General features: G+C 44.1%; 19 protein-coding genes and 7 tRNA genes. 21 read left to right on the plus strand and 5 right to left on the minus strand.

The annotated features are described in order from the left end of the window. The first annotated feature begins 24 nt into the window (after window positions 1-24). The 9 genes from MHI30_RS02855 to MHI30_RS02895 all read left to right on the plus strand — a co-directional run bounded on the left by MHI30_RS02855 (window position 25) and on the right by MHI30_RS02895 (window position 7,102). Window positions 25-852: an RsbT co-antagonist protein RsbRA gene (locus MHI30_RS02855; RefSeq protein ID WP_061578564.1), complete on the plus strand. Its 828-nt coding sequence runs from the start codon at window positions 25-27 to the stop codon at window positions 850-852. 3 nt (window positions 853-855) lie between these two features. Beyond that, complete coding sequence (locus MHI30_RS02860) at window positions 856-1,221, plus strand: STAS domain-containing protein (protein WP_003179132.1); 366 nt, start codon at window positions 856-858, stop codon at window positions 1,219-1,221. A gap of 2 nt (window positions 1,222-1,223) precedes the next feature. Beyond that, complete coding sequence (locus MHI30_RS02865) at window positions 1,224-1,625, plus strand: anti-sigma regulatory factor (RefSeq protein WP_065643250.1); 402 nt, start codon at window positions 1,224-1,226, stop codon at window positions 1,623-1,625. 10 nt (window positions 1,626-1,635) lie between these two features. Continuing rightward, window positions 1,636-2,643: a PP2C family protein-serine/threonine phosphatase gene (locus MHI30_RS02870; protein WP_075753976.1), complete on the plus strand. Its 1,008-nt coding sequence runs from the start codon at window positions 1,636-1,638 to the stop codon at window positions 2,641-2,643. 57 nt (window positions 2,644-2,700) lie between these two features. Then, entirely contained in the window at window positions 2,701-3,027 is a 327-nt protein-coding gene (locus tag MHI30_RS02875) for an anti-sigma factor antagonist (RefSeq protein ID WP_065643248.1), read from the plus strand. After that, window positions 3,027-3,509: an anti-sigma B factor RsbW gene (rsbW, locus tag MHI30_RS02880; protein WP_065643247.1), complete on the plus strand. Its 483-nt coding sequence runs from the start codon at window positions 3,027-3,029 to the stop codon at window positions 3,507-3,509. The genes MHI30_RS02875 and rsbW overlap by 1 nt, the downstream gene beginning before the upstream one ends. Beyond that, window positions 3,475-4,266 carry an RNA polymerase sigma factor SigB gene (sigB, locus tag MHI30_RS02885; protein WP_023857858.1) on the plus strand — a complete coding sequence of 264 codons (792 nt, stop codon included), beginning with the start codon at window positions 3,475-3,477 and terminating at the stop codon, window positions 4,264-4,266. The genes rsbW and sigB overlap by 35 nt, the downstream gene beginning before the upstream one ends. Beyond that, a complete protein-coding gene (locus MHI30_RS02890) occupies window positions 4,263-4,862 on the plus strand; it encodes a PP2C family serine/threonine-protein phosphatase (RefSeq protein ID WP_065643246.1) in 600 nt (199 codons plus the stop codon). The genes sigB and MHI30_RS02890 overlap by 4 nt, the downstream gene beginning before the upstream one ends. Window positions 4,863-4,939: 77 nt before the next feature. Beyond that, the gene (locus MHI30_RS02895; RefSeq protein WP_075753978.1) at window positions 4,940-7,102 is read left to right on the plus strand and encodes a Tex family protein; all 2,163 of its coding nucleotides are present in this window, start codon (window positions 4,940-4,942) and stop codon (window positions 7,100-7,102) included. 41 nt (window positions 7,103-7,143) lie between these two features. Here the strand turns inward: MHI30_RS02895 and MHI30_RS02900 are convergent, their stop codons facing one another. Beyond that, window positions 7,144-7,701 (minus strand): TetR/AcrR family transcriptional regulator, encoded by a 558-nt coding sequence (locus tag MHI30_RS02900; protein WP_020450267.1) that lies wholly within the window; start codon window positions 7,699-7,701, stop codon window positions 7,144-7,146. Between the two features lie 153 nt (window positions 7,702-7,854). On the opposite strand from MHI30_RS02900, the gene MHI30_RS02905 reads away from it, so the two are divergent. Together MHI30_RS02905 and MHI30_RS02910 are read left to right on the plus strand one after the other, a co-directional pair. Continuing rightward, complete coding sequence (locus tag MHI30_RS02905) at window positions 7,855-8,478, plus strand: GNAT family N-acetyltransferase (RefSeq protein ID WP_075753980.1); 624 nt, start codon at window positions 7,855-7,857, stop codon at window positions 8,476-8,478. Window positions 8,479-8,617: 139 nt separating this feature from the next. Continuing rightward, complete coding sequence (locus MHI30_RS02910; protein ID WP_075753982.1) at window positions 8,618-11,737, plus strand: MMPL family transporter; 3,120 nt, start codon at window positions 8,618-8,620, stop codon at window positions 11,735-11,737. A gap of 166 nt (window positions 11,738-11,903) precedes the next feature. Here the strand turns inward: MHI30_RS02910 and cmpA are convergent, their stop codons facing one another. Beyond that, complete coding sequence (gene cmpA / locus MHI30_RS02915; protein WP_023857852.1) at window positions 11,904-12,014, minus strand: cortex morphogenetic protein CmpA; 111 nt, start codon at window positions 12,012-12,014, stop codon at window positions 11,904-11,906. A 111-nt stretch (window positions 12,015-12,125) separates the two neighbouring features. On the opposite strand from cmpA, the gene MHI30_RS02920 reads away from it, so the two are divergent. The 9 genes from MHI30_RS02920 to MHI30_RS02960 all read left to right on the plus strand — a co-directional run bounded on the left by MHI30_RS02920 (window position 12,126) and on the right by MHI30_RS02960 (window position 14,450). After that, window positions 12,126-12,587, plus strand: coding sequence for a SprT family protein (locus MHI30_RS02920; RefSeq protein WP_075753984.1), 462 nt, complete (start codon window positions 12,126-12,128; stop codon window positions 12,585-12,587). 116 nt (window positions 12,588-12,703) lie between these two features. Next, window positions 12,704-12,778: transfer RNA gene (locus MHI30_RS02925), tRNA-Asn, on the plus strand. Between the two features lie 2 nt (window positions 12,779-12,780). After that, a tRNA-Ser gene (locus MHI30_RS02930) sits at window positions 12,781-12,871 on the plus strand. Between the two features lie 28 nt (window positions 12,872-12,899). Further along, window positions 12,900-12,971, plus strand: a tRNA-Glu gene (locus MHI30_RS02935). Window positions 12,972-12,983: 12 nt separating this feature from the next. Beyond that, a tRNA-Gln gene (locus tag MHI30_RS02940) sits at window positions 12,984-13,058 on the plus strand. A gap of 8 nt (window positions 13,059-13,066) precedes the next feature. Beyond that, a tRNA-Lys gene (locus MHI30_RS02945) sits at window positions 13,067-13,142 on the plus strand. Window positions 13,143-13,154: 12 nt separating this feature from the next. Continuing rightward, a tRNA-Leu gene (locus MHI30_RS02950) sits at window positions 13,155-13,237 on the plus strand. Between the two features lie 20 nt (window positions 13,238-13,257). Further along, window positions 13,258-13,340: transfer RNA gene (locus MHI30_RS02955), tRNA-Leu, on the plus strand. 468 nt (window positions 13,341-13,808) lie between these two features. Beyond that, complete coding sequence (locus tag MHI30_RS02960; RefSeq protein WP_065643236.1) at window positions 13,809-14,450, plus strand: glycoside hydrolase family 11 protein; 642 nt, start codon at window positions 13,809-13,811, stop codon at window positions 14,448-14,450. Between the two features lie 553 nt (window positions 14,451-15,003). Here MHI30_RS02960 and MHI30_RS02965 read toward each other — a convergent pair. Then, window positions 15,004-15,276 (minus strand): hypothetical protein, encoded by a 273-nt coding sequence (locus tag MHI30_RS02965; RefSeq protein ID WP_081379921.1) that lies wholly within the window; start codon window positions 15,274-15,276, stop codon window positions 15,004-15,006. Between the two features lie 270 nt (window positions 15,277-15,546). Continuing rightward, window positions 15,547-16,575 (minus strand): fatty acid desaturase, encoded by a 1,029-nt coding sequence (locus MHI30_RS02970; RefSeq protein WP_075753988.1) that lies wholly within the window; start codon window positions 16,573-16,575, stop codon window positions 15,547-15,549. A gap of 549 nt (window positions 16,576-17,124) precedes the next feature. Between MHI30_RS02970 and cspC the strand changes: the two genes are divergently transcribed. Next, window positions 17,125-17,328 (plus strand): cold shock protein CspC, encoded by a 204-nt coding sequence (cspC, locus tag MHI30_RS02975; RefSeq protein ID WP_065643234.1) that lies wholly within the window; start codon window positions 17,125-17,127, stop codon window positions 17,326-17,328. Window positions 17,329-17,582: 254 nt separating this feature from the next. Here the strand turns inward: cspC and MHI30_RS02980 are convergent, their stop codons facing one another. After that, entirely contained in the window at window positions 17,583-18,569 is a 987-nt protein-coding gene (locus tag MHI30_RS02980; protein WP_075753990.1) for a zinc-dependent alcohol dehydrogenase family protein, read from the minus strand. Window positions 18,570-18,912 lie beyond the last annotated feature (343 nt).

Below are 18,912 nucleotides of genomic sequence, written 5' to 3' on the forward strand. Positions count from 1 at the left end.
TCAGATGTAGTCAGGGGGATGAACATGTCGAATCAAGCGGTGTTAAAATTTATCTCGGAACACCAAAATGTACTCGCCGGGAATTTGGCGGATATTCTGAAAGACTTAAACAGCAACATGACAAACGTGAAGCTGACTGAACACATGTATGAGACGATCAGCAATGAATATATTCATATCCTCATGAATGAGTCCGGGGACGGGAATGAAAAATCGATCGACACCATCTACCAGTTCTCTTCAAAAGCCGTACAGCTCGGCGTTCCGCTGAAGCTGCTGTCGTCGGGATTATCAGCTTTTTGGAAGCACCTTTACTATGAAATGAACAAGGATGTGCCGGAAGATCAGCAGTGCTATGATTTGATTTGGGAAATCGATAAATTTATCGAACCGATCAACAGCGAAATCTTGAATCAGTATGCGATCTCCTGGGAGAAAACCGTTGCTCTGCAAAAGGTCGCATTACAGGAGCTCTCGGCGCCGCTGATCCCGGTTTTTGAAAATATTACGGTGATGCCGCTTGTCGGCACGATCGATACGGAGCGGGCCAAAAAGATTATGGAAAACCTGTTGAGCGGCGTCGTCAAACACCGGTCTGAAGTCGTGCTCATTGACATTACGGGCGTGCCTGTCGTCGATACGATGGTCGCACACCACATCATGCAGGCTTCCGAAGCCGTCAGACTTGTCGGAGCTAAATGCCTGCTCGTCGGAATCCGCCCGGAAATCGCGCAGACGATTGTGAATTTGGGAATCGATTTAACTCAGGTTATTACAAAAAATACCCTGCAAAAAGGAATTAAAACCGCATTAGAAATGACAGACAGAAAAATTGTTTCATTGGAGGAATAATCTTTGAGGGTACCTAACATTCCAATTTTGAAGCTGTATAACTGTTTATTGGTATCCATTCAAGTAGAGCTCGATGACCAAACCGCTCTGAAATTCCAAGAGGACCTGCTGAACAAAATATATGAAACCGGTTCGAACGGAGTGGTGATCGATCTGACTTCAGTGGACATCATCGATTCATTCATCGCCAAAGTCCTTGGCGATGTCATTACAATGTCAAAACTGATGGGCGCCAAAGTCGTTCTGACTGGCATCCAGCCGGCTGTTGCGGTGACATTGATTGAACTCGGCATTTCTTTGGACGAGATCGAGACGGCGCTCGATCTCGAAAAGGGGCTCGAGACATTGCAGCGGGAATTGGGGGAATAAATATGGCAGACCAATCCTGTGTGAAGATTTTGACTGAATGGGACATAGTGGCCGCCAGACAGCTTGGGCGAAATGTCGCAAAAGAACTGGGGTTCGGCACAGTGGACCAGGCCAGAATCACAACAGCCATCTCAGAGCTGGCTCGTAATATTTATTTGTATGCCGGAAAAGGCCGAATCTGCATCGAACAGGTTCAGGAAGAAGGAAAAAAGGGGTTGAAAATCGTAGCGGAGGATGAGGGGCCGGGAATCGCTGACATCAAAAAAGTGATGGAAGACGGTTTTTCAACCTCAGGCGGTCTCGGAGCGGGCCTGCCGGGAGTAAAGCGTCTGATGGACCAATTTGAATTGAATTCGGACGCGGAAAATGGAACGGATATACAAGCCATAAAGTGGCTGCGGTAGGAGGGAAGGAATGGATTTCAGGGAAGTGATTGAGCAGCGCTATCGACAGCTGCTTAGCCGTTATATATCTGAATTAACAGAGACATCCCTTTATCAGGGGCAGAAATTCAGCAGAAAAACGATTGAACATCAAGTGCCGCCGGAAGAGATTATCAGTATACACCGAAAAGTTCTGTCTGAATTATATCCGGATCTTCCGGACCATGTGTTCCATTCTCTCGATTTTTTAATTGAAGTGATGATTGGATACGGTTTGGCCTATCAAGAACATCAGACGTTAAGGGGAATTCAGCAGGAAATTAAATCGGAAATCGAAATTGCCGCGAATGTCCAGCAAACGCTGCTCGAAACGAAGATTCCGAAAGTTGAAGCGCTCGAAATCGGGGCGGTCAGTGTTCCGGCTAAGCAAATGAGCGGTGATTATTATCATTTTGTGCGGGACAAGGAATCGATTAACATCGCCATTGCAGATGTGATCGGAAAAGGAATACCGGCCGCGTTATGCATGTCGATGATCAAATATGCGATGGACTCTCTGCCGGATTCGGGCACGTCTCCTTCACAGGTGCTGAAAAACCTGAACAGGGTCGTCGAACAAAATGTGGACCCAAGCATGTTTATTACAATGTTTTATGGCAATTACCATCTTCAAAAACACCTATTTACGTTTTCATCTGCCGGTCATGAACCTGGCTTTTATTATTCTTGCAGGGAAAATAAATTTTACGATTTAAACGCAAAAGGCCTCGTTCTTGGCATTTCATCACAATACGACTATGAGCAGTACGAGCAAAACCTGGATAGTGGCGATATGATCGTTCTTTTTTCAGATGGTGTAACCGAATGCCGGACAGACAGCGGATTTTTGGAGCGGTCTGACTTGCAGAACCTGATCACTTTACATATGGAGAAACCGGCTCAGCAAATGGTTGACTGTATATACGAACATCTGCTCAAGCTTCAGGATTTTCAGCTTCATGACGATTTTACTCTCATTGTTTTCAAAAGAAAGGTTTAAAGTTTCTCTTCGCTGGGTAATAAACCAGTAGCTCATAAGAGAACCAGAGGTGATATTGTGAATTTGGCAGTTGATACGAAAAAAAATGATCATGTGATAGAAGTGAAAGTGGCGGGCGAAATTGATGTGCATACGGCTCCGGTATTGCGGGATGAGCTGATGCCGCTCGCGGAAGAAGGAAAAGATCTCAAGGTTTGTCTGAAAGACGTTTCATATATGGACAGTACAGGGCTGGGGGTATTTGTCGGCATTTACAAAGCGGTTAACAGAACTGGGGGTTCTTTAGTGCTTGAAAATCTGTCAGAGCGTTTGATCCGTTTGTTTGATATTACAGGCTTAAAGGACATCATTGATATTTCTGGAAAGTCAGAGGGTGGATTATAATGAAGAGAGCAGCTGATTACATTGAAATGAAGTCACCTGCCAAACCTGAATACGTAGGAATCATTCGTTTAACCCTGTCGGGGATTGCAAGCAAGATGGGGTATTCTTATGATGACATCGAAGATTTGAAAATTGCGGTCAGCGAAGCGTGCACAAACGCTGTGCAGCATGCTTATAAAGCAGACAAAACAGGAGAGGTCTCCGTCAGATTCGGCGTGTTTGAAGACCGCCTCGAAATCATCGTCGCAGATCAGGGAGACAGTTTTGATATTCAGGATAAACAGAAAGGGCGGGGGCCATATTCCCCTGAGCATACAGTAGATCAATTGTCAGAAGGAGGGCTCGGTTTATATTTAATGGAGACGCTCATGGATGAAGTGCATGTCCAGATTGACTCAGGCGTAACCGTCTCGATGACAAAGTTCTTAAACAGGGAGCGAGTTGATGATGGCACAACCGTCCAAAACTACGAAACTAACTAAAACCGAAGTCGACACGCTGATCAAAAAATATCAGGATAGCCAGGATGAAGACGCTCAGCTGACCCTTGTTCAGACTTATAAAAATCTGGTGGAAACCCTCGCCAAAAAATATTCAAAAGGAAAAAGCTTTCATGAAGACTTATGCCAGGTTGGGATGCTCGGATTGCTTGGAGCCATCAAACGCTATGATCCCGATGTGGGAAAATCGTTTGAAGCGTTTGCGATTCCGACCATTATCGGAGAAATCAAACGGTTTCTCCGTGATAAAACCTGGAGCGTCCACGTCCCTAGAAGGATCAAGGAGCTCGGGCCGAGAATTAAAATGGCGGTGGATCATTTAACGAATGAAACGCAAAGGTCCCCAAAAGTCGATGAGATTGCCGAGTTTCTTGACGTCACAGAAGAAGAAGTGCTGGAAACGATGGAGATGGGCAAAAGCTATCAGGCGCTTTCCGTCGACCACAGCATTGAAGCGGATGCAGACGGCAGCACGGTGACGATCCTCGACATCGTCGGCTCGCAGGAGGAAGGCTATGAAAAGGTGAACCAAAAGCTGATGCTTGAAAGTGTATTGCACGTACTGTCCGACCGCGAAAAGCAAATCATTGAGCTGACATACATTCAAAACAAAAGCCAAAAAGAAACCGGTGACATGCTGGGCATATCGCAAATGCACGTCTCACGGCTGCAGCGCAAAGCTGTCAAAAAGTTGCGGGAAGCTTTGGCTGAAGATCCGTTTATGGAGCTTAAACCATGATTTGGACTGAGTCGAATGAACATATGCAAGCGCTTGTTTATCAGCTTCCTAAAGAAGGAAAAGCCGTCTGCGGAGACAGTTTTTATTTCCATGCGACTGACGAAACCATGGTGTGCGCGCTGGCCGACGGGCTTGGCAGCGGTGCGATGGCACAAGAATCTTCCGCGGTCATCAGCGAAGTTGTCGAAGCGCACGGTCATGAAGAAGTTGCAAGCTTGATGGAACGGTGCAATCAAGAGCTGAAACATAAACGCGGCGCAACTGTGGCGATTTTAAAAGCCGATTTTCGAACAAGAACGATTGCTTACAGCTCTGTAGGCAATATCCGCTTTATCTTGTACGCTCCTTCGGACAAATATATCCACCCTCTCCCTGTGACGGGATACATGTCGGGAAAACCGCAAACATACAAAACATTCACCTACACGTATGAAAAAGGGTCAAGATTCATCATTTATTCAGACGGATTGGAAGTACCCGCCCTCCGGACTTATTTAAAACAGCACCATACACCTGGAGATATATCGAATCAGCTTGAATCATACACACTAATGGGAAAAGACGATCTCACCTATATCATCGGACAGCTTTTTTAAAGAAGCTGCCCTTTGATATAGGTGTTTTTCTGTTTCTTTTGGTACACTAAGAAGACAACATTCTTTTGGAGGCTACAATGGATACTTTAGCGTTAATCGTCAAACAAATCGCAAAAGAAACAGGGCTTGCGCCAAAGCATGTCGAAAGTGTCATTCAATTGTTAGAGGACGGCAACACCGTTCCCTTTATCGCGAGATACCGCAAAGAACAAACGGGCTCCATGGATGAAGTCCAAATTCAAACAATCTCCGAACGCTGGGGATACATCCAGCATTTAAATCAGCGGAAAGACGAAGTCATCCGGCTGATCGACGAACAGGGTAAACTGACAGGACAGCTGAAGCTCGATATAGAAAAAGCGGACAAGCTCCAGGAAGTTGAAGACTTGTACAGACCATTTAAACAAAAACGAAAAACAAAGGCGACGATCGCCAAAAGCAAAGGCCTTGAACCTTTGGCTGATTTCATCATCTCGCTCCCGCGTAACGAAGACATAGCGGCCGAAGCACGCAAATACATAAATGAAGAAAAAGAAGTCATGAGCGCCGAAGAAGCGCTTGAAGGAGCAAAAAACATTCTGGCGGAACGGATCTCAGACGAACCGGAATACAGAAAGTGGATCCGGCAGGAGACTTTTAAAAGAGGAACGCTGAAATCCGCGGCGAAAGACGCCGAAGCGGATGAGAAGAAAATCTATGAAATGTATTATGAATATGAAGAGCCGATTCAAAAAATCGTTCCTCACCGCGTGCTTGCGGTTAACCGCGGCGAAAAAGAAGAGATTTTGAGAGTGTCGGTCGAGCCGCCGGCAGACCGCATTCAAGCGTACTTGGAAAAACGAATTTTACAACACAAGCAAACAAGTGCTGAAGATGTGCTGAAAAGCGCAATCGAAGACGGCTATAAGCGCCTCATTCAGCCGTCCATCGAAAGAGAAATCAGAAAAGAATTGACGGAAAAGGCGGAAGATCAAGCGATTCACATTTTTGCCGAGAATCTGCGCAAGCTGCTGCTGCAGCCGCCGATGAAAGGAAAGCTCGTTCTCGGCGTCGACCCGGCATTCCGCACGGGCTGCAAGCTTGCAGTTGTCGATGAGACGGGTAAGATGCTCAAGATCGATGTCATATACCCGCACCCTCCGGTCAATAAAAAAAGCGCGGCCATTGAAAAAGTGAAACGCATCATCGAAGACTTTCAAATTGAGGTCATCGCCATCGGGAACGGAACGGCATCAAGAGAGACGGAACAATTTATCGCCGATCTTTTGAAGGACATCGACAGAAAGGTGTACTATCTGATCGTCAATGAAGCGGGAGCCAGCGTCTACTCGGCATCAGAGCTTGCAAGGGAAGAATTCCCGGATCTGCAGGTTGAAGAACGGAGCGCCGTGTCGATCGCACGCAGACTCCAGGACCCGCTCGCCGAACTCGTCAAAATCGATCCCAAGTCGGTCGGTGTCGGCCAGTACCAGCACGATGTCAGCCAGAAAAAACTAAACGACTCGCTCCGCTTCGTGGTGGAAACCGTCGTCAACCAAGTCGGCGTCAACATGAATACGGCGTCAGCCGCGCTCTTGCAATATGTAGCCGGACTATCGAAAACAGTCGCGGCCAACATCGTCAAAAAGCGGGATGAAATCGGAAAATTCACGAGCCGGAAAGAGCTGAAAGACATTCCGCGCCTGGGCGCGAAAACGTATGAGCAATGCATCGGCTTTTTAAGGGTGCCTGACGGCGGTGAACCGCTCGACCGCACAGGCATCCACCCTGAGAGCTATAAAGAGACGAGAGAGCTTCTGAAAAAGCTCGGCCTGTCAACAGCCGAAATCGGGGCAAGAGAGCTTCAGGACAAAATCAACGAACTGAATATTTCCGAAGCAGCTGAACAGCTTGGAATCGGGGAAATCACCCTGAAAGACATTTGCGCCCAGCTGACAAGGCCTGAGCGCGATCCGAGGGATGAAGTCCCTAAGCCGCTCTTAAAAACCGATGTGCTTCAATTGGAGGACTTAAAAGAAGGGATGGAACTGCAGGGGACAGTGCGGAACGTCGTTGACTTCGGGGCATTTGTCGACATCGGCGTGAAACAGGACGGGCTCGTCCACATTTCCAAGCTCAGCCATTCCTTCGTCAAGCATCCGCTTGACGTGGTGTCGGTCGGGGACATCGTTACCGTATGGGTGGAAGATGTCGATGCTGCAAAAGGAAGGGTATCCTTATCAATGGTGAGGGATCGATAGTTCAGCTTGCCGGAGCTTTGTTTCTCCGGCGGACTGATCTTTTATACTCCGATTTTTAACAGAATGCGGTGGATGACGCCAGCCACATGAGCCGGCGTCTGAACCATCCCTTCATTGATCCATTCCTCCAAAACGCCGACCACTCCCGAGACGACAAATGATATTTCCATTTCATCGCATGTAACCTCGTTTTCCGATTGCTCTATCATGCTCAATTCTTCGAAAATTTTCCTCTGGAAAAAGTCTTTAAATTTATTGATTGTCAAAATGTTTCCTTTCGGTTTCGTCAATAAAGTGAAAATCGCAGCGTTTTGATAAATATATTCGGTCGTTTTTTCGATGAAGGTGAGCAAATTGTGCGGATCTTCGCTCGGAAAATAATCATCGTAAAATCTCCCCAGCTGATCAAACAATTCATTTTCTATTTGTTCATACAAGTCAAAAATATCTTTATAATGAAGATAAAAGGTTCCGCGTCCTAAATCCGCGCGCCTAGATAAATCGGAAACGGTGATTTTATTGATTTCTTTCTCATGGAGCAGCTTTAAAAAAGCCTCTTTTATCGCTCTTTTCGTCTTGATTGATCTTCTGTCCTCCATCGTTTTGCCCTCCGTTTATAGACAAATTTTTATGTGTTGTTCATTAATGAACAGCTCAATCACGATTGCCGATTGAACATCGCTTTTGCTTCAAATTATAATGAACATGTGTTTATTAATCAATAGCTGTTCATATTATCGAGGAGGTTTTCAATGATTCAATATCGTCTGGCTTCAGCTGATCATTTGGACGAGGTGGCACAACTGTTTCATGAGTCTTTTGACAACTATCCGTTTATGGATTTGCTTGTAAGACCCGAAAAGAAAAACCCCGAATTCTTTTATGAACTGCATAAAGTCATCACTCAGGCATATATAAATAGGCAGGGGTGCTTTATCGGTCTTGTGAATGGTGAAATCGTCACCGCGGCCCTCTTAAAACATCGGGATGATCCAGACGTTGGGGTGATGGATTATATATCAGCCGGAGGAATAAAGTTATTCATAAAAAGGGGCCTTTCCTCGGTATGGAATATGGTGAATGTGGCGGAAGAGGCCAAAAGATCGTACAAGGCCATCAAACAGCAGAAATGGTATTTGGAGGTGTTGGGGGTCTCCCGCTCCCATCAGGGCAAAAGTTTCGGCAGCAAGATGATCAATGACTGCCTGATCCCTTTCATACGAAGAAACGGAGGCGGAATCCTGGCTTTAATCACCAACACGAATTTAAATCGATCGTTTTACAAAAAGAACGGATTCGATGAATTTAGTGCATTTCCCCTTAAGCGATTCGGCCGTGAAATAGGAAATTGGAGTTTTAAAAGAACGATTTACTAATGTATTAGAAAGCCGATATAAAAAGTACGACGGCTTTCTTGTTGATCAGCAAAACACGAATGTTTTGTTGACGGCAGCAATCAGCCGTCTTTTTTTTATGAAAAACCCGCACAGCTCATAGAGGAGGAATAAAACGTCAATGAGAACGATTATAAAGGCGAGATGGATCATTGCGGCGCTCTGGATTGTAATGGCCGCCGTCTTATTCATCACGGCGCCCGATATGGGGCAATTAACAAAGGAGAAGGGCCAGATAGCGGTCCCTGAAGGCTATCCGTCTTCTTACGCGAACAAGCTTCTCGAACAAATGTCAAAAGACGGTGATACGGACAAATCGGTTGTCGTCGTATTTCAGGACAAACAGCTCCTGCCGAATCGGGAGGCGGCTTTAAAAAAAGCGATCACCATTTTAGAAAAGGATTCCTCCCTTCACGTCTCAGATATCACATCTTACTTTGACGCGGATGAGGATATTCAAAAGCAGCTGTTGTCAAAGGATCGAACGACGCTGCTTGTACCTGTCACATTTGATGCGAACAAAATCAGTGCGGCCGATTTTAAAGCAAAAGTAAATGAAAAGCTTAAAACTTTAAAGCTTGACTACGAGATGACCGGGCAGCCGCTCATCGATGATGATGTTATAACAAGCTCACAGGAAGGCCTGAAGAAGACCGAATATATTACGGTCGGTTTTATTTTAATCGTATTGATTCTCGTCTTCCGTTCTGCGGTTGCGCCTTTTGTTCCACTTTTGGCGGTTGCGCTTTCCTACCTTGTGAGCCAGTCCGTCGTCGCCTATCTTGTCGAATACGCTGATTTTCCGCTGTCCACGTTTACGCAAATCTTCATGGTGGCGATCATGTTCGGAATCGGGACGGATTACTGCATTCTTCTTTTGAGCCGTTTTAAGGAAGAGCTTGCCCGCGGGAAAGACAAGATTGAAGCTATCCTGACAACGTATAAAACGGCGGGAAAAACCGTTCTATTCAGCGGATTCGCCGTTTTGATCGGTTTTACTTGCATCGGCTTTGCCGAATTCCAGCTTTACAAGTCTGCGGTCGCAGTAGCGGTTGGTGTTGCGGTCTTGATTTTGGCGCTTTTGACGATCGTGCCGTTTTTCATGGCTGTTTTGGGAAAAGTGCTGTTTTGGCCCGTCAGAGGAAATATCGGGCATCCGCAGTCAAAGCTATGGGAAACCGCCGGCCGTTTCGCTTTCAGTAAGCCGCTGATCAGCCTGTTGATCGTAGCGGCCGTGGCCGTTCCGCCGATCTTGATGTATAAAGGAACACTTTCCTACAACAGCCTTGACGAAATCGGAGATCAATACGAATCCGTCAGCGCTTTTAACACCATCTCCGACAAGTTCGGGCCCGGGGAATCTTTGCCGGTCACGGTCGTGCTCAAAACATCGGATGCGCTCGATACCAATGACGGGCTGATCGCGATTGAAAAAATCAGCCGCGCCATTGAACAGACAAACGGCGTCAGCAAAGTACGCAGTGCGACCCGTCCGGTCGGAAAAGGGCTGAGCGACCTGTACGTCAAAACACAGGCGAATGAGCTGAATAAAGGGCTTGAGAGCGGTAATAAAGGCCTGAAAAAGATCAAAGACGGGCTCGCCGAGGCGAGCAAGTCGATCGCAGATCAAAAGCCGCAAATCGAAGCGTCCGGAAAAGGAATCAACCAGCTGATCAAAGGAACCGAATCGATTAAAGCCGGCATCAGCGACGTTGAAGCCAATATGAGAAAGCTGAAGGACGGTACAGACCAAAGCAAAGAAGGCGTCGCCCGGGCGAAAAAAGAAATTCAAGCTGCGAAAAAACAGCTGACGGCGCAGGTCGATCAATTAAATGGACAAATCGAAAGCTACAAAGAAATATCGAAAGTCTTGAAAGCGGCATTGTCACAAGCAGAAAGTGCCCAAGGTATAACGGCTGACGTGCAAAAGATGATCGAGCAGACAAATCAACATTTCAAAAATCTTGAAAGCGAAATTCCCGAAGTGAAGGAGAATCCTTCTTATTTAGCGATCAAAGGCTCTTACACGGAGCTTGCATCGGCAATCAAGCAGGGATCACAGAAAGCGGCCGTTTACACGAAGCAGGCGGCAAACGCGAAAAAGCAGCTTGAAGCAGCAGATGCATTTATCGCAAAAGCACAGGAAGAGCAAAAAGTATACACAAGCAAAATCGATGCTCTGATCAACGGCCTCGGCCAAATCGAAAAAGGACTTGAAGAGACATCAAAGGGGCAGGGACAGCTCGCCGATTCGCTGCCTAAGCTCGAATCAGGCGCAGGTGATGTCGCTGAAGGCCAAAAGCAGATGAAGGAAAAAGTCGGAGAATTCGCCGGCCAGCTCGATCAATTAACAAAAGGTTTGAATTCAAGCGTGGACGGCCTCGAAAAAATTTCAAGCGGTCTGATGGGGGCAGGCGACTACCTGGATCAGCTGAAAAACGCATCAGATCAAGAAATGTCCGGCTGGTTTGTCCCTAAAGAAGTCCTGAAAAACAAGCAATTTCAGCAGGTGTTTAATTCCTATATGTCAGACGACCGGCATATCACGACGATCGATGTGATATTGGAAGGCAATCCGTACGGAAACGGAGCGATTGCCAATGTCAAAGACATTGAAGCGTCCGTAAAACGGGCTCTTCCCGACACGCATTTGAAAGATGCATCGTTTGGCGTCGGCGGCGTTTCCAGTATCAACGCCGATCTGAAGCAGCTATCAGACCAGGATTTCAGCAACACGGTGATCTATATGATGATCGGTATCTTCCTGATCCTCGTCCTGCTGTTCCGTTCTATTGTCATGCCGGTGTATTTGGTCGGATCGTTGATCTTGACTTACTTTGCGTCCATCGGTGTAACCGAGTTTATTTTCACGGCGTTTTTCGGCTATCCCGGCCTCAACTGGGCGGTGCCTTTCTTTGGATTCGTGATTTTAATGGCGCTTGGTGTGGACTATTCGATCTTCCTGATGGAACGCTTTAACGAATATCGCGGAACGGATATTAAAACGGCGATGACGGAATCGATGAAAAATATGGGTTCCGTTATTATATCAGCTGCTGTGATCTTGGCGGGAACCTTCGCGGCGATGCTGCCGTCCGGCGTTTTATCGCTTCTGCAAATCGCCACCCTAATATTGACGGGTCTCTTGCTGTACGCATTCGTCATGCTGCCGCTGTTCGTCCCTGTGATGGTTCGGATCTTCGGCTCAGCCAACTGGTTTCCGTTTAAAAGAAAAGAATAAACGGCTCGTCCATCCGCGGAAGAATCATTCGCCCATGCTCCCCGAAATCGGGCGGTCAGCTCCATTTGGGGAGTAACGGGCGCCATTGTGTGAGATGATAAAAGGACCGGTGAAGATGATGAGGAAACAGAAGAATGACCATTCGGGCTCCGATGAACACTGTCTATCAGCAGTGTTTTTTTCTGTAAAAATACCAGCACTGATTCAGCAATTTAATCTGGTAATGATCTTTTTCATAAAAAGCTCTCTGCATCTGGCTTTTGAGCCAATTCGGCATTGCTCATCCCTCCTCAGGCTCTTATCATAAGAGTATGGGTGTTGTGTATTAGTTTATGCCGCCCGGAATTTGTCCTGTTCAATGTTTTTAAAAATGAGGTGGACCGAAGCAATGGACGAACAACAACTGCAGCATCTGACAGAACAGCTTTCGCTCACATACTTTAAAAAACCGTTCCGGCACCGCGCTTATTTCAACAGTCGCCTGAAAACGACCGGAGGCAGGTATTTGCTGAATTCCCACAATATCGAACTGAATAAAAAATACCTGACAGAGCACGGGCAAAATGAGCTTGAAGGCATCATCAAGCATGAATTGTGCCATTACCACCTCCATCTTGAAGGAAAAGGCTACAAGCACCGCGACAAAGATTTTAGAACGCTATTAAAGGAAGTAGGTGCGCCGCGATTCTGCACGCCGCTCGCAGGAGAGAAAAAGCCGCAAAGAAAAGTACGCACATACAAGTGCGACGCATGCGGACAAACGTTTCTCCGAAAGCGGAAAATGGATACAAGCCGTTACGTCTGCGGCAAATGCGGAGGGAAAATAAAAGAAATCATAAAAAAGGGTTGACTGATCAGGCTTGTCTATGATAAATTATAAAAGCCGTCGCAAGACGAGCCACAAAGACAAATTGTTCTTCTTGACACATTTTGTCGACATATTTATAATAAAATGAGTCTGATCATTCCACAGTAGCTCAGTGGTAGAGCTATCGGCTGTTAACCGATCGGTCGCAGGTTCGAATCCTGCCTGTGGAGCCAATGGAGAAGTACTCAAGTGGCTGAAGAGGCGCCCCTGCTAAGGGTGTAGGTCGCGTAAGCGGCGCGAGGGTTCAAATCCCTCCTTCTCCGCCATTAGGAAAATATGATGCTGACTTCATATGGCCCGTTGGTCAAGTGGTTAAGACACCGCCCTTTCACGGCGGTAACACGGGTTCGAATCCCGTACGGGTCATTTCTCATATGTTGGGCTATAGCCAAGCGGTAAGGCAACGGACTTTGACTCCGTCATGCGTTGGTTCGAATCCAGCTAGCCCAGCCATTATATTTGAGCCATTAGCTCAGTTGGTAGAGCATCTGACTTTTAATCAGAGGGTCGAAGGTTCGAGTCCTTCATGGCTCACCATTGTTTTTTTACGCGGGTGTGGCGGAATTGGCAGACGCGCTAGACTTAGGATCTAGTGTCTTTACGGCGTGGGGGTTCGAGTCCCTTCACCCGCACTTTAAAAACAACATATCATGCGGTCGTGGCGGAATGGCAGACGCGCTAGGTTGAGGGCCTAGTGGGGGCAACCCCGTGGAGGTTCAAGTCCTCTCGGCCGCATCATAGGAATACCAAGGGTTTAAGCGCCCTTGGTATTTTTTGTTTCTTCAATGAAAATGTGTTTTTGTGTCCAAAAGTGTCCACTAACTTAAAGTAAGTCATATAATTTATCAGCCATTTCCTTTTGTTTGTTGGGGAAAAGGTGTCCGTAACTTCACAATCTCTAATGTATATCTCCTTCATACGAAATGGTTCGAATGGGGATTAATTTACTCCATCAGATTTAGAAACAAGAATTGTGATTCTGCGAAAAGAGGATAAGGCTATGGTGTTACAAGAACACTTATAATGTAATTCTTTAGGTCTTTGTAATTAATTTACAGATGTTATTAATATTCACTCATGAATTCGTGATATTATATTGAAGGGGACGATCAAAGGCTTTGGCGTTAGTAATTAATAATGTTTTAAATATATACGAGTGCTACCTCATGTCAAAGTCAGAAAAAATATTATGGGAGGTAACATATGTTTAAGTTTAAAAAGAATTTCTTAGTTGGAGTAACGGCAGCTTTAATGAGTATTAGCTTGTTTTCGGCAACCGCCTCTGCAGCTGGCCCAGACTACTGGCAAAATTGGACTGATGGCGGCGGAACAGTAAACGCTGTCAATGGGCCTGGAGGGAATTACAGTGTTAATTGGTCTAATACCGGAAATTTCGTTGTTGGTAAAGGTTGGACTACAGGTTCGCCATCTAGGACAATAAACTATAATGCCGGAGTTTGGGCGCCGAATGGCAATGGATATTTGGCTTTATATGGTTGGACGAGATCACCTCTCATAGAATATTATGTAGTGGATTCATGGGGTACTTATAGACCTACTGGAACGTATAAAGGTACTGTAAAAAGTGATGGGGGTACATATGACATATATACAACTACACGTTATAACGCACCTTCCATTGATGGCGAAAAAACTACTTTCACGCAGTACTGGAGTGTTCGCCAGTCGAAGAGACCAACTGGAAGCAATGCTAAAATCACTTTCAGCAATCATGTTAAAGCATGGAAGAGTCATGGAATGAATCTGGGTAGTAATTGGTCTTACCAAGTCTTAGCGACAGAGGGTTATCAAAGTAGTGGAAGTTCTAACGTAACGGTGTGGTAACAGATCATCTTTAATCAGCGGGAGCGGCTGCTGATCGTTTCCTTGAGACATTTTATAATCATTGTTATTGTGAGTTACTAAGAGGCGACGGTCTTTTAGTTGGAATTCCAATATATTCCTCAGAGTGAGGGGAACGATCGTTTAGGCCTTGATAGGAAAACACCGGATGATGAAGAGGATAAAGGGAAAGAAACAAAGTCATAGAATTTGAACGGATATAAATTTTAAAGCAGGCATAGGCCTGCTTTATTTTAATGGGTGATTAATGATTTTTGCGTATATTATCATCTGATTTGCACCCTAAAATTTCCTCAGTTGCTTCTTTCGTAAAGTGAAGTATTCCTTTTATTTCGGCTAATTATTATCTGAAATCTTCTTTAGATGGGTTTAATTTTTTCATAGGAACTCAAGTAAAAGCTTGTCGAATTTTGAAATTTGTTCTTCCGGAAAACCATGTGTTAAGAGAACTAAATCTCTTGTTTTGAAGTCAGGTGCTAGGTGTTCGTGTAAAGAAGTAATAGCATTTCTCATTAACATTAAGCAATTTCATTCGTTATTCATTCTCCAATATCCATCTTGCACATTGTGTAATGAAATAGGCAAGATTACGCGCGGTACTGTTTTTTATTCCGGTATTAAGCGCGCTGGCAATTTGCTCTTCTAAAGTTCCCCAAGCCAATTTTTCATATTTCAGAAGATCATTTAAAGCAGGTTTTACATACTTATCAAATCTTAGTTCAAGAGATTTTCTTGCCCGTTTTCCTAAAATACCTTCTATCATTCTTAAAAACAATGAAATTTGTGTAAAAATATACAGTGAAAACAAGCTTTCACAAATCGTGATAAGCTTCCACTTTATTGAGGGTTTAGTGGATGAATAACCCGTGGAGGTTCAAGTCCTCTCGGCCGCATCCCAAAAATACCAAGGGTTTAATCACCTTTGGTATTATTGGGATGCGGAAAATACGGAAACAAATGAGTATGCAAGTATATTTAGCACTAAAAAAGTGCTGACCTCTGCACAAAACTGTTGCGCGAGTCTGCACTTTTATTCTCAAGATACACTACCTGTTATCATCGATTATGCGGAGTTTATTTAATCCGTTCTTAGCCGTGCTGATACTTGGCTTTTAGAAGCTTTTTTTAAGTGGCTAAAACCAACAAATTTTTTGCTTTCTTCATCCCATAGACGGAACTTTAACGACTTTAGACTTGTTGCCAGTGTAATGGTCGGTACGTTTTGCAATGGTTTAATGTTGTTATGCACTTCTTCAAGCTTATAGTTTGGGACTCTCGGGCTTAAATGATGAACATGATGGAAACCGATATTGCCTGTTAGCCATTGGATGACTTTTGGAAGCTTATAAAAAGAGCTTCCTTCAACTGCTGCTTTTACATATTCCCAATGCTCATCTTCTTCAAAATAAGAATCCTCAAACGTATGCTGAATATAAAACATCCAAATTCCGAGAGATCCCGATATCATAAAAATTGGCGCCTGAACCAGCAGGAAGTTTTGCCAGCCGATAGCCCAGCATAAAAGTGCTGTCAACGCGACGATTCCCAGGTTCGTTACATACGTATTCATCCGTTCTTTGCGTTTTGCCCCTTTACGATTAAAACGATTGGTAATCCCGAAGACGTAAATCGGCCCAATCATAAACATAACAAACGGATTTCTGTACAAACGGTACATGATTTTTGTCTTAGTCGAGGCTTCCTTATATTCTTCAACGGTCAGTACCCAGATATCGCCTGTACCGCGTTTGTCCAGGTTGCTGCTTGTCGCATGGTGGATAGAATGGTCGCGTCCCCAATGATCAAAAGGATGCAAAGTCAGAATTCCTGTGATTGTTCCAAGGATTCGATTCGCCTTTCTGTTCTTAAAAAAGGAATAGTGGCAGCAATCATGAAAGATGATGAAGGTTCTCACTAAAAAACCTGCCGCAACGAAAGAAATCGCTAATGTAAGGAAATAAGAAATCGACAAGCTTTTATATGCCAAACACCATAACAGGAAAAATGGTACCAATGTGTTAATGATTTGATAAACACTTTTTTGTAAATCGGACTTTTCATAAGGTGTAACCAGTTTTCTCAAAGTCCTTAGGTTTTGCTCATTCATTTTTTAATGTTTCCCCTCCTATGATGATCTAGAAAACGTTTTATTGCCTTTGAAGTCCCTGCGTCATCCACCATAAATGATAAGTTGATTTCCAGCTCAATTAAATCTTTATTAGCAGAGCCAGCCGGGATACAAAGGCGTATGAAAATTATACCCGGCTCTTTATCGGGCCAAACGCTCTCCCTGCTCCCCTAGGGAATCGGTTTATTTAGTCCGTGAGCATTGATTGTTTGAGGACAAACATTACAAGTAAGGTTTGAAGACACTCTGATTCATTCACGGTGTTTTTTAACGATGGTTATTAGACCTGTTATAAATTCAATGCAGAATGATTGAGACTCCGCTTCTGCACTGATATCCACATTTAGTGAATAATGCCATGAATAAAACAAAAATATGATTTGCAATTATTTCCGTTTCCTGTTATGATAAAGAAGAATTATTTTTGTTCGGTGTAAAGGATAGTATGAAGATTGACTTTTCGTCTTGATGATACTTTGGGCAAGGATAGTAATACAATGTGCGGTAACGCACTAGGAGGCAACAAAAATGGAACAAGGTACAGTGAAATGGTTTAATGCAGAAAAAGGTTTTGGATTTATCGAACGTGAAGATGGAGACGATGTATTCGTACACTTTTCTGCAATCCAAAGTGACGGATTCAAATCATTAGACGAAGGTCAAAAAGTAACATTTGACGTTGAGCAAGGTCCTCGCGGAGCTCAAGCTGCTAACGTTCAAAAAACTGCTTAATCTTCAATCGTTTATACAAACAGGCTCTTTATATAGGGCCTGTTTTTTTATGTTCTTTGTATAATGCTTAATAAAAAACCCTACTCAACGTTCGAGTAGGGAGGTGGTAAAAGGTAATAGAAAAAGATTTAACGCTTAAAAGGTTGTTTACAGTATAACATACTGAATTGACAATATGCGGAATGTATATCAATTATTTATTTTTCTTTTCGAATACAACTACTTCCTATTCTTTCTTTTTGGTTACATCTCCTTCATGCAAAGTTCAACAGTATTTTTCCATTCAAACCCGGCTGTTCATAATGCTTCAAGGCATCATAAAAATCTTCAAAATCATATATTTTTTCTGGGGCATTGATGACCATTCTTCCGCTCTCAACAAGCTTAATTACCTCCGAGAAGCGATTGCGATATTCAGAAACGGAATGTCTCTCATTCCAAAGTCTTAAGGCGAATAATTGCGGTGACACATGGTATACATCGTGAAGCTTTCTCCAATCGTTTGGTATACCTGACAACAGACCATAACTGACAAACGTCCCTTCAGGTTTTAACGCCCTCGCCAGCAGTTCGCCGCTTTCTCCTCCCACAGAGTCAATTGCATGGTCAACACCGATGTCGCAAGCATCAGAAATCTGTTCATATATAGAACCTTTGGAAGCGTCGATGACTCTCCATGCCCCAAGTTTTTGAAGTTTCTCTATCTTGCGGCTGTTTCTTGTAATGACAATTAAACGGAATCCCAGTATAGTAGAAATTTGCGCAAACAACCCTGCAATAGATGTACCTCCGCCATTCATTAACACAATTTCATTCGGCTGAACACGCAATGATTCCGTACAAATTAGCCAGGCTGTTAATGGATTGATATACAGTTGACTGGCGTCGTGATCACTTATTGATGGAGGCAGCTCTATTGCATAATCAGCTTTTGTGGTTACATATTGTTGCCAAGTTCCCTCTCCTCTTATAGGGAGGACCCTTTTTCCAATCAGTGATGGTGATACATCTTTGCCCTGATCGATAACAATTCCCACACCATCATATCCTGCAACAGCTGGCAGCTTAATTCTATGAGAATAGGCTCCTCTAATTGGAAGCAAATCTGAAGGATTAATTGGACTGGCAATCATTTTGACAAGAATTTCATTTGGCTGAATAGGAAGCTTTTCTCCAGTATATAGCTGTAATTTTTGAAGCGGATCTCCAAATTCCTTATATATTAATGAAACATTATTCATGATTTGTTATTGGCTCCTTAGGTTAATCTTCTATAAATAAACTTGCATTCTTTTGAGATTATGTCAATATTGTCTTTGTTTTTAGCTCCTAGTGTAAGTGCAGCTTCTACTACAGCGCAGACACAACAAAGAAATATCACCCAGACTGTTAGCTATCCATCTGTAGGACAACTATCTCAAAAAGAAATTCATATGTTTTTAAATAATGGCGCTCATTATAAGCCTAAATCATCAAAGAGTTTCCATACTCAGCTATTGAAGAAACAATTGATGCCTTGGAAAAAATAAAAAGTCAGGGGAAAATGAAGTCATAGGTGTTTTTAATTTGGATGTTGAAGACTTA

The organism is Bacillus sp. FSL L8-0528, assembly GCF_038593085.1.
Classification (GTDB): Bacteria; Bacillota; Bacilli; order Bacillales; family Bacillaceae; genus Bacillus; species Bacillus paralicheniformis.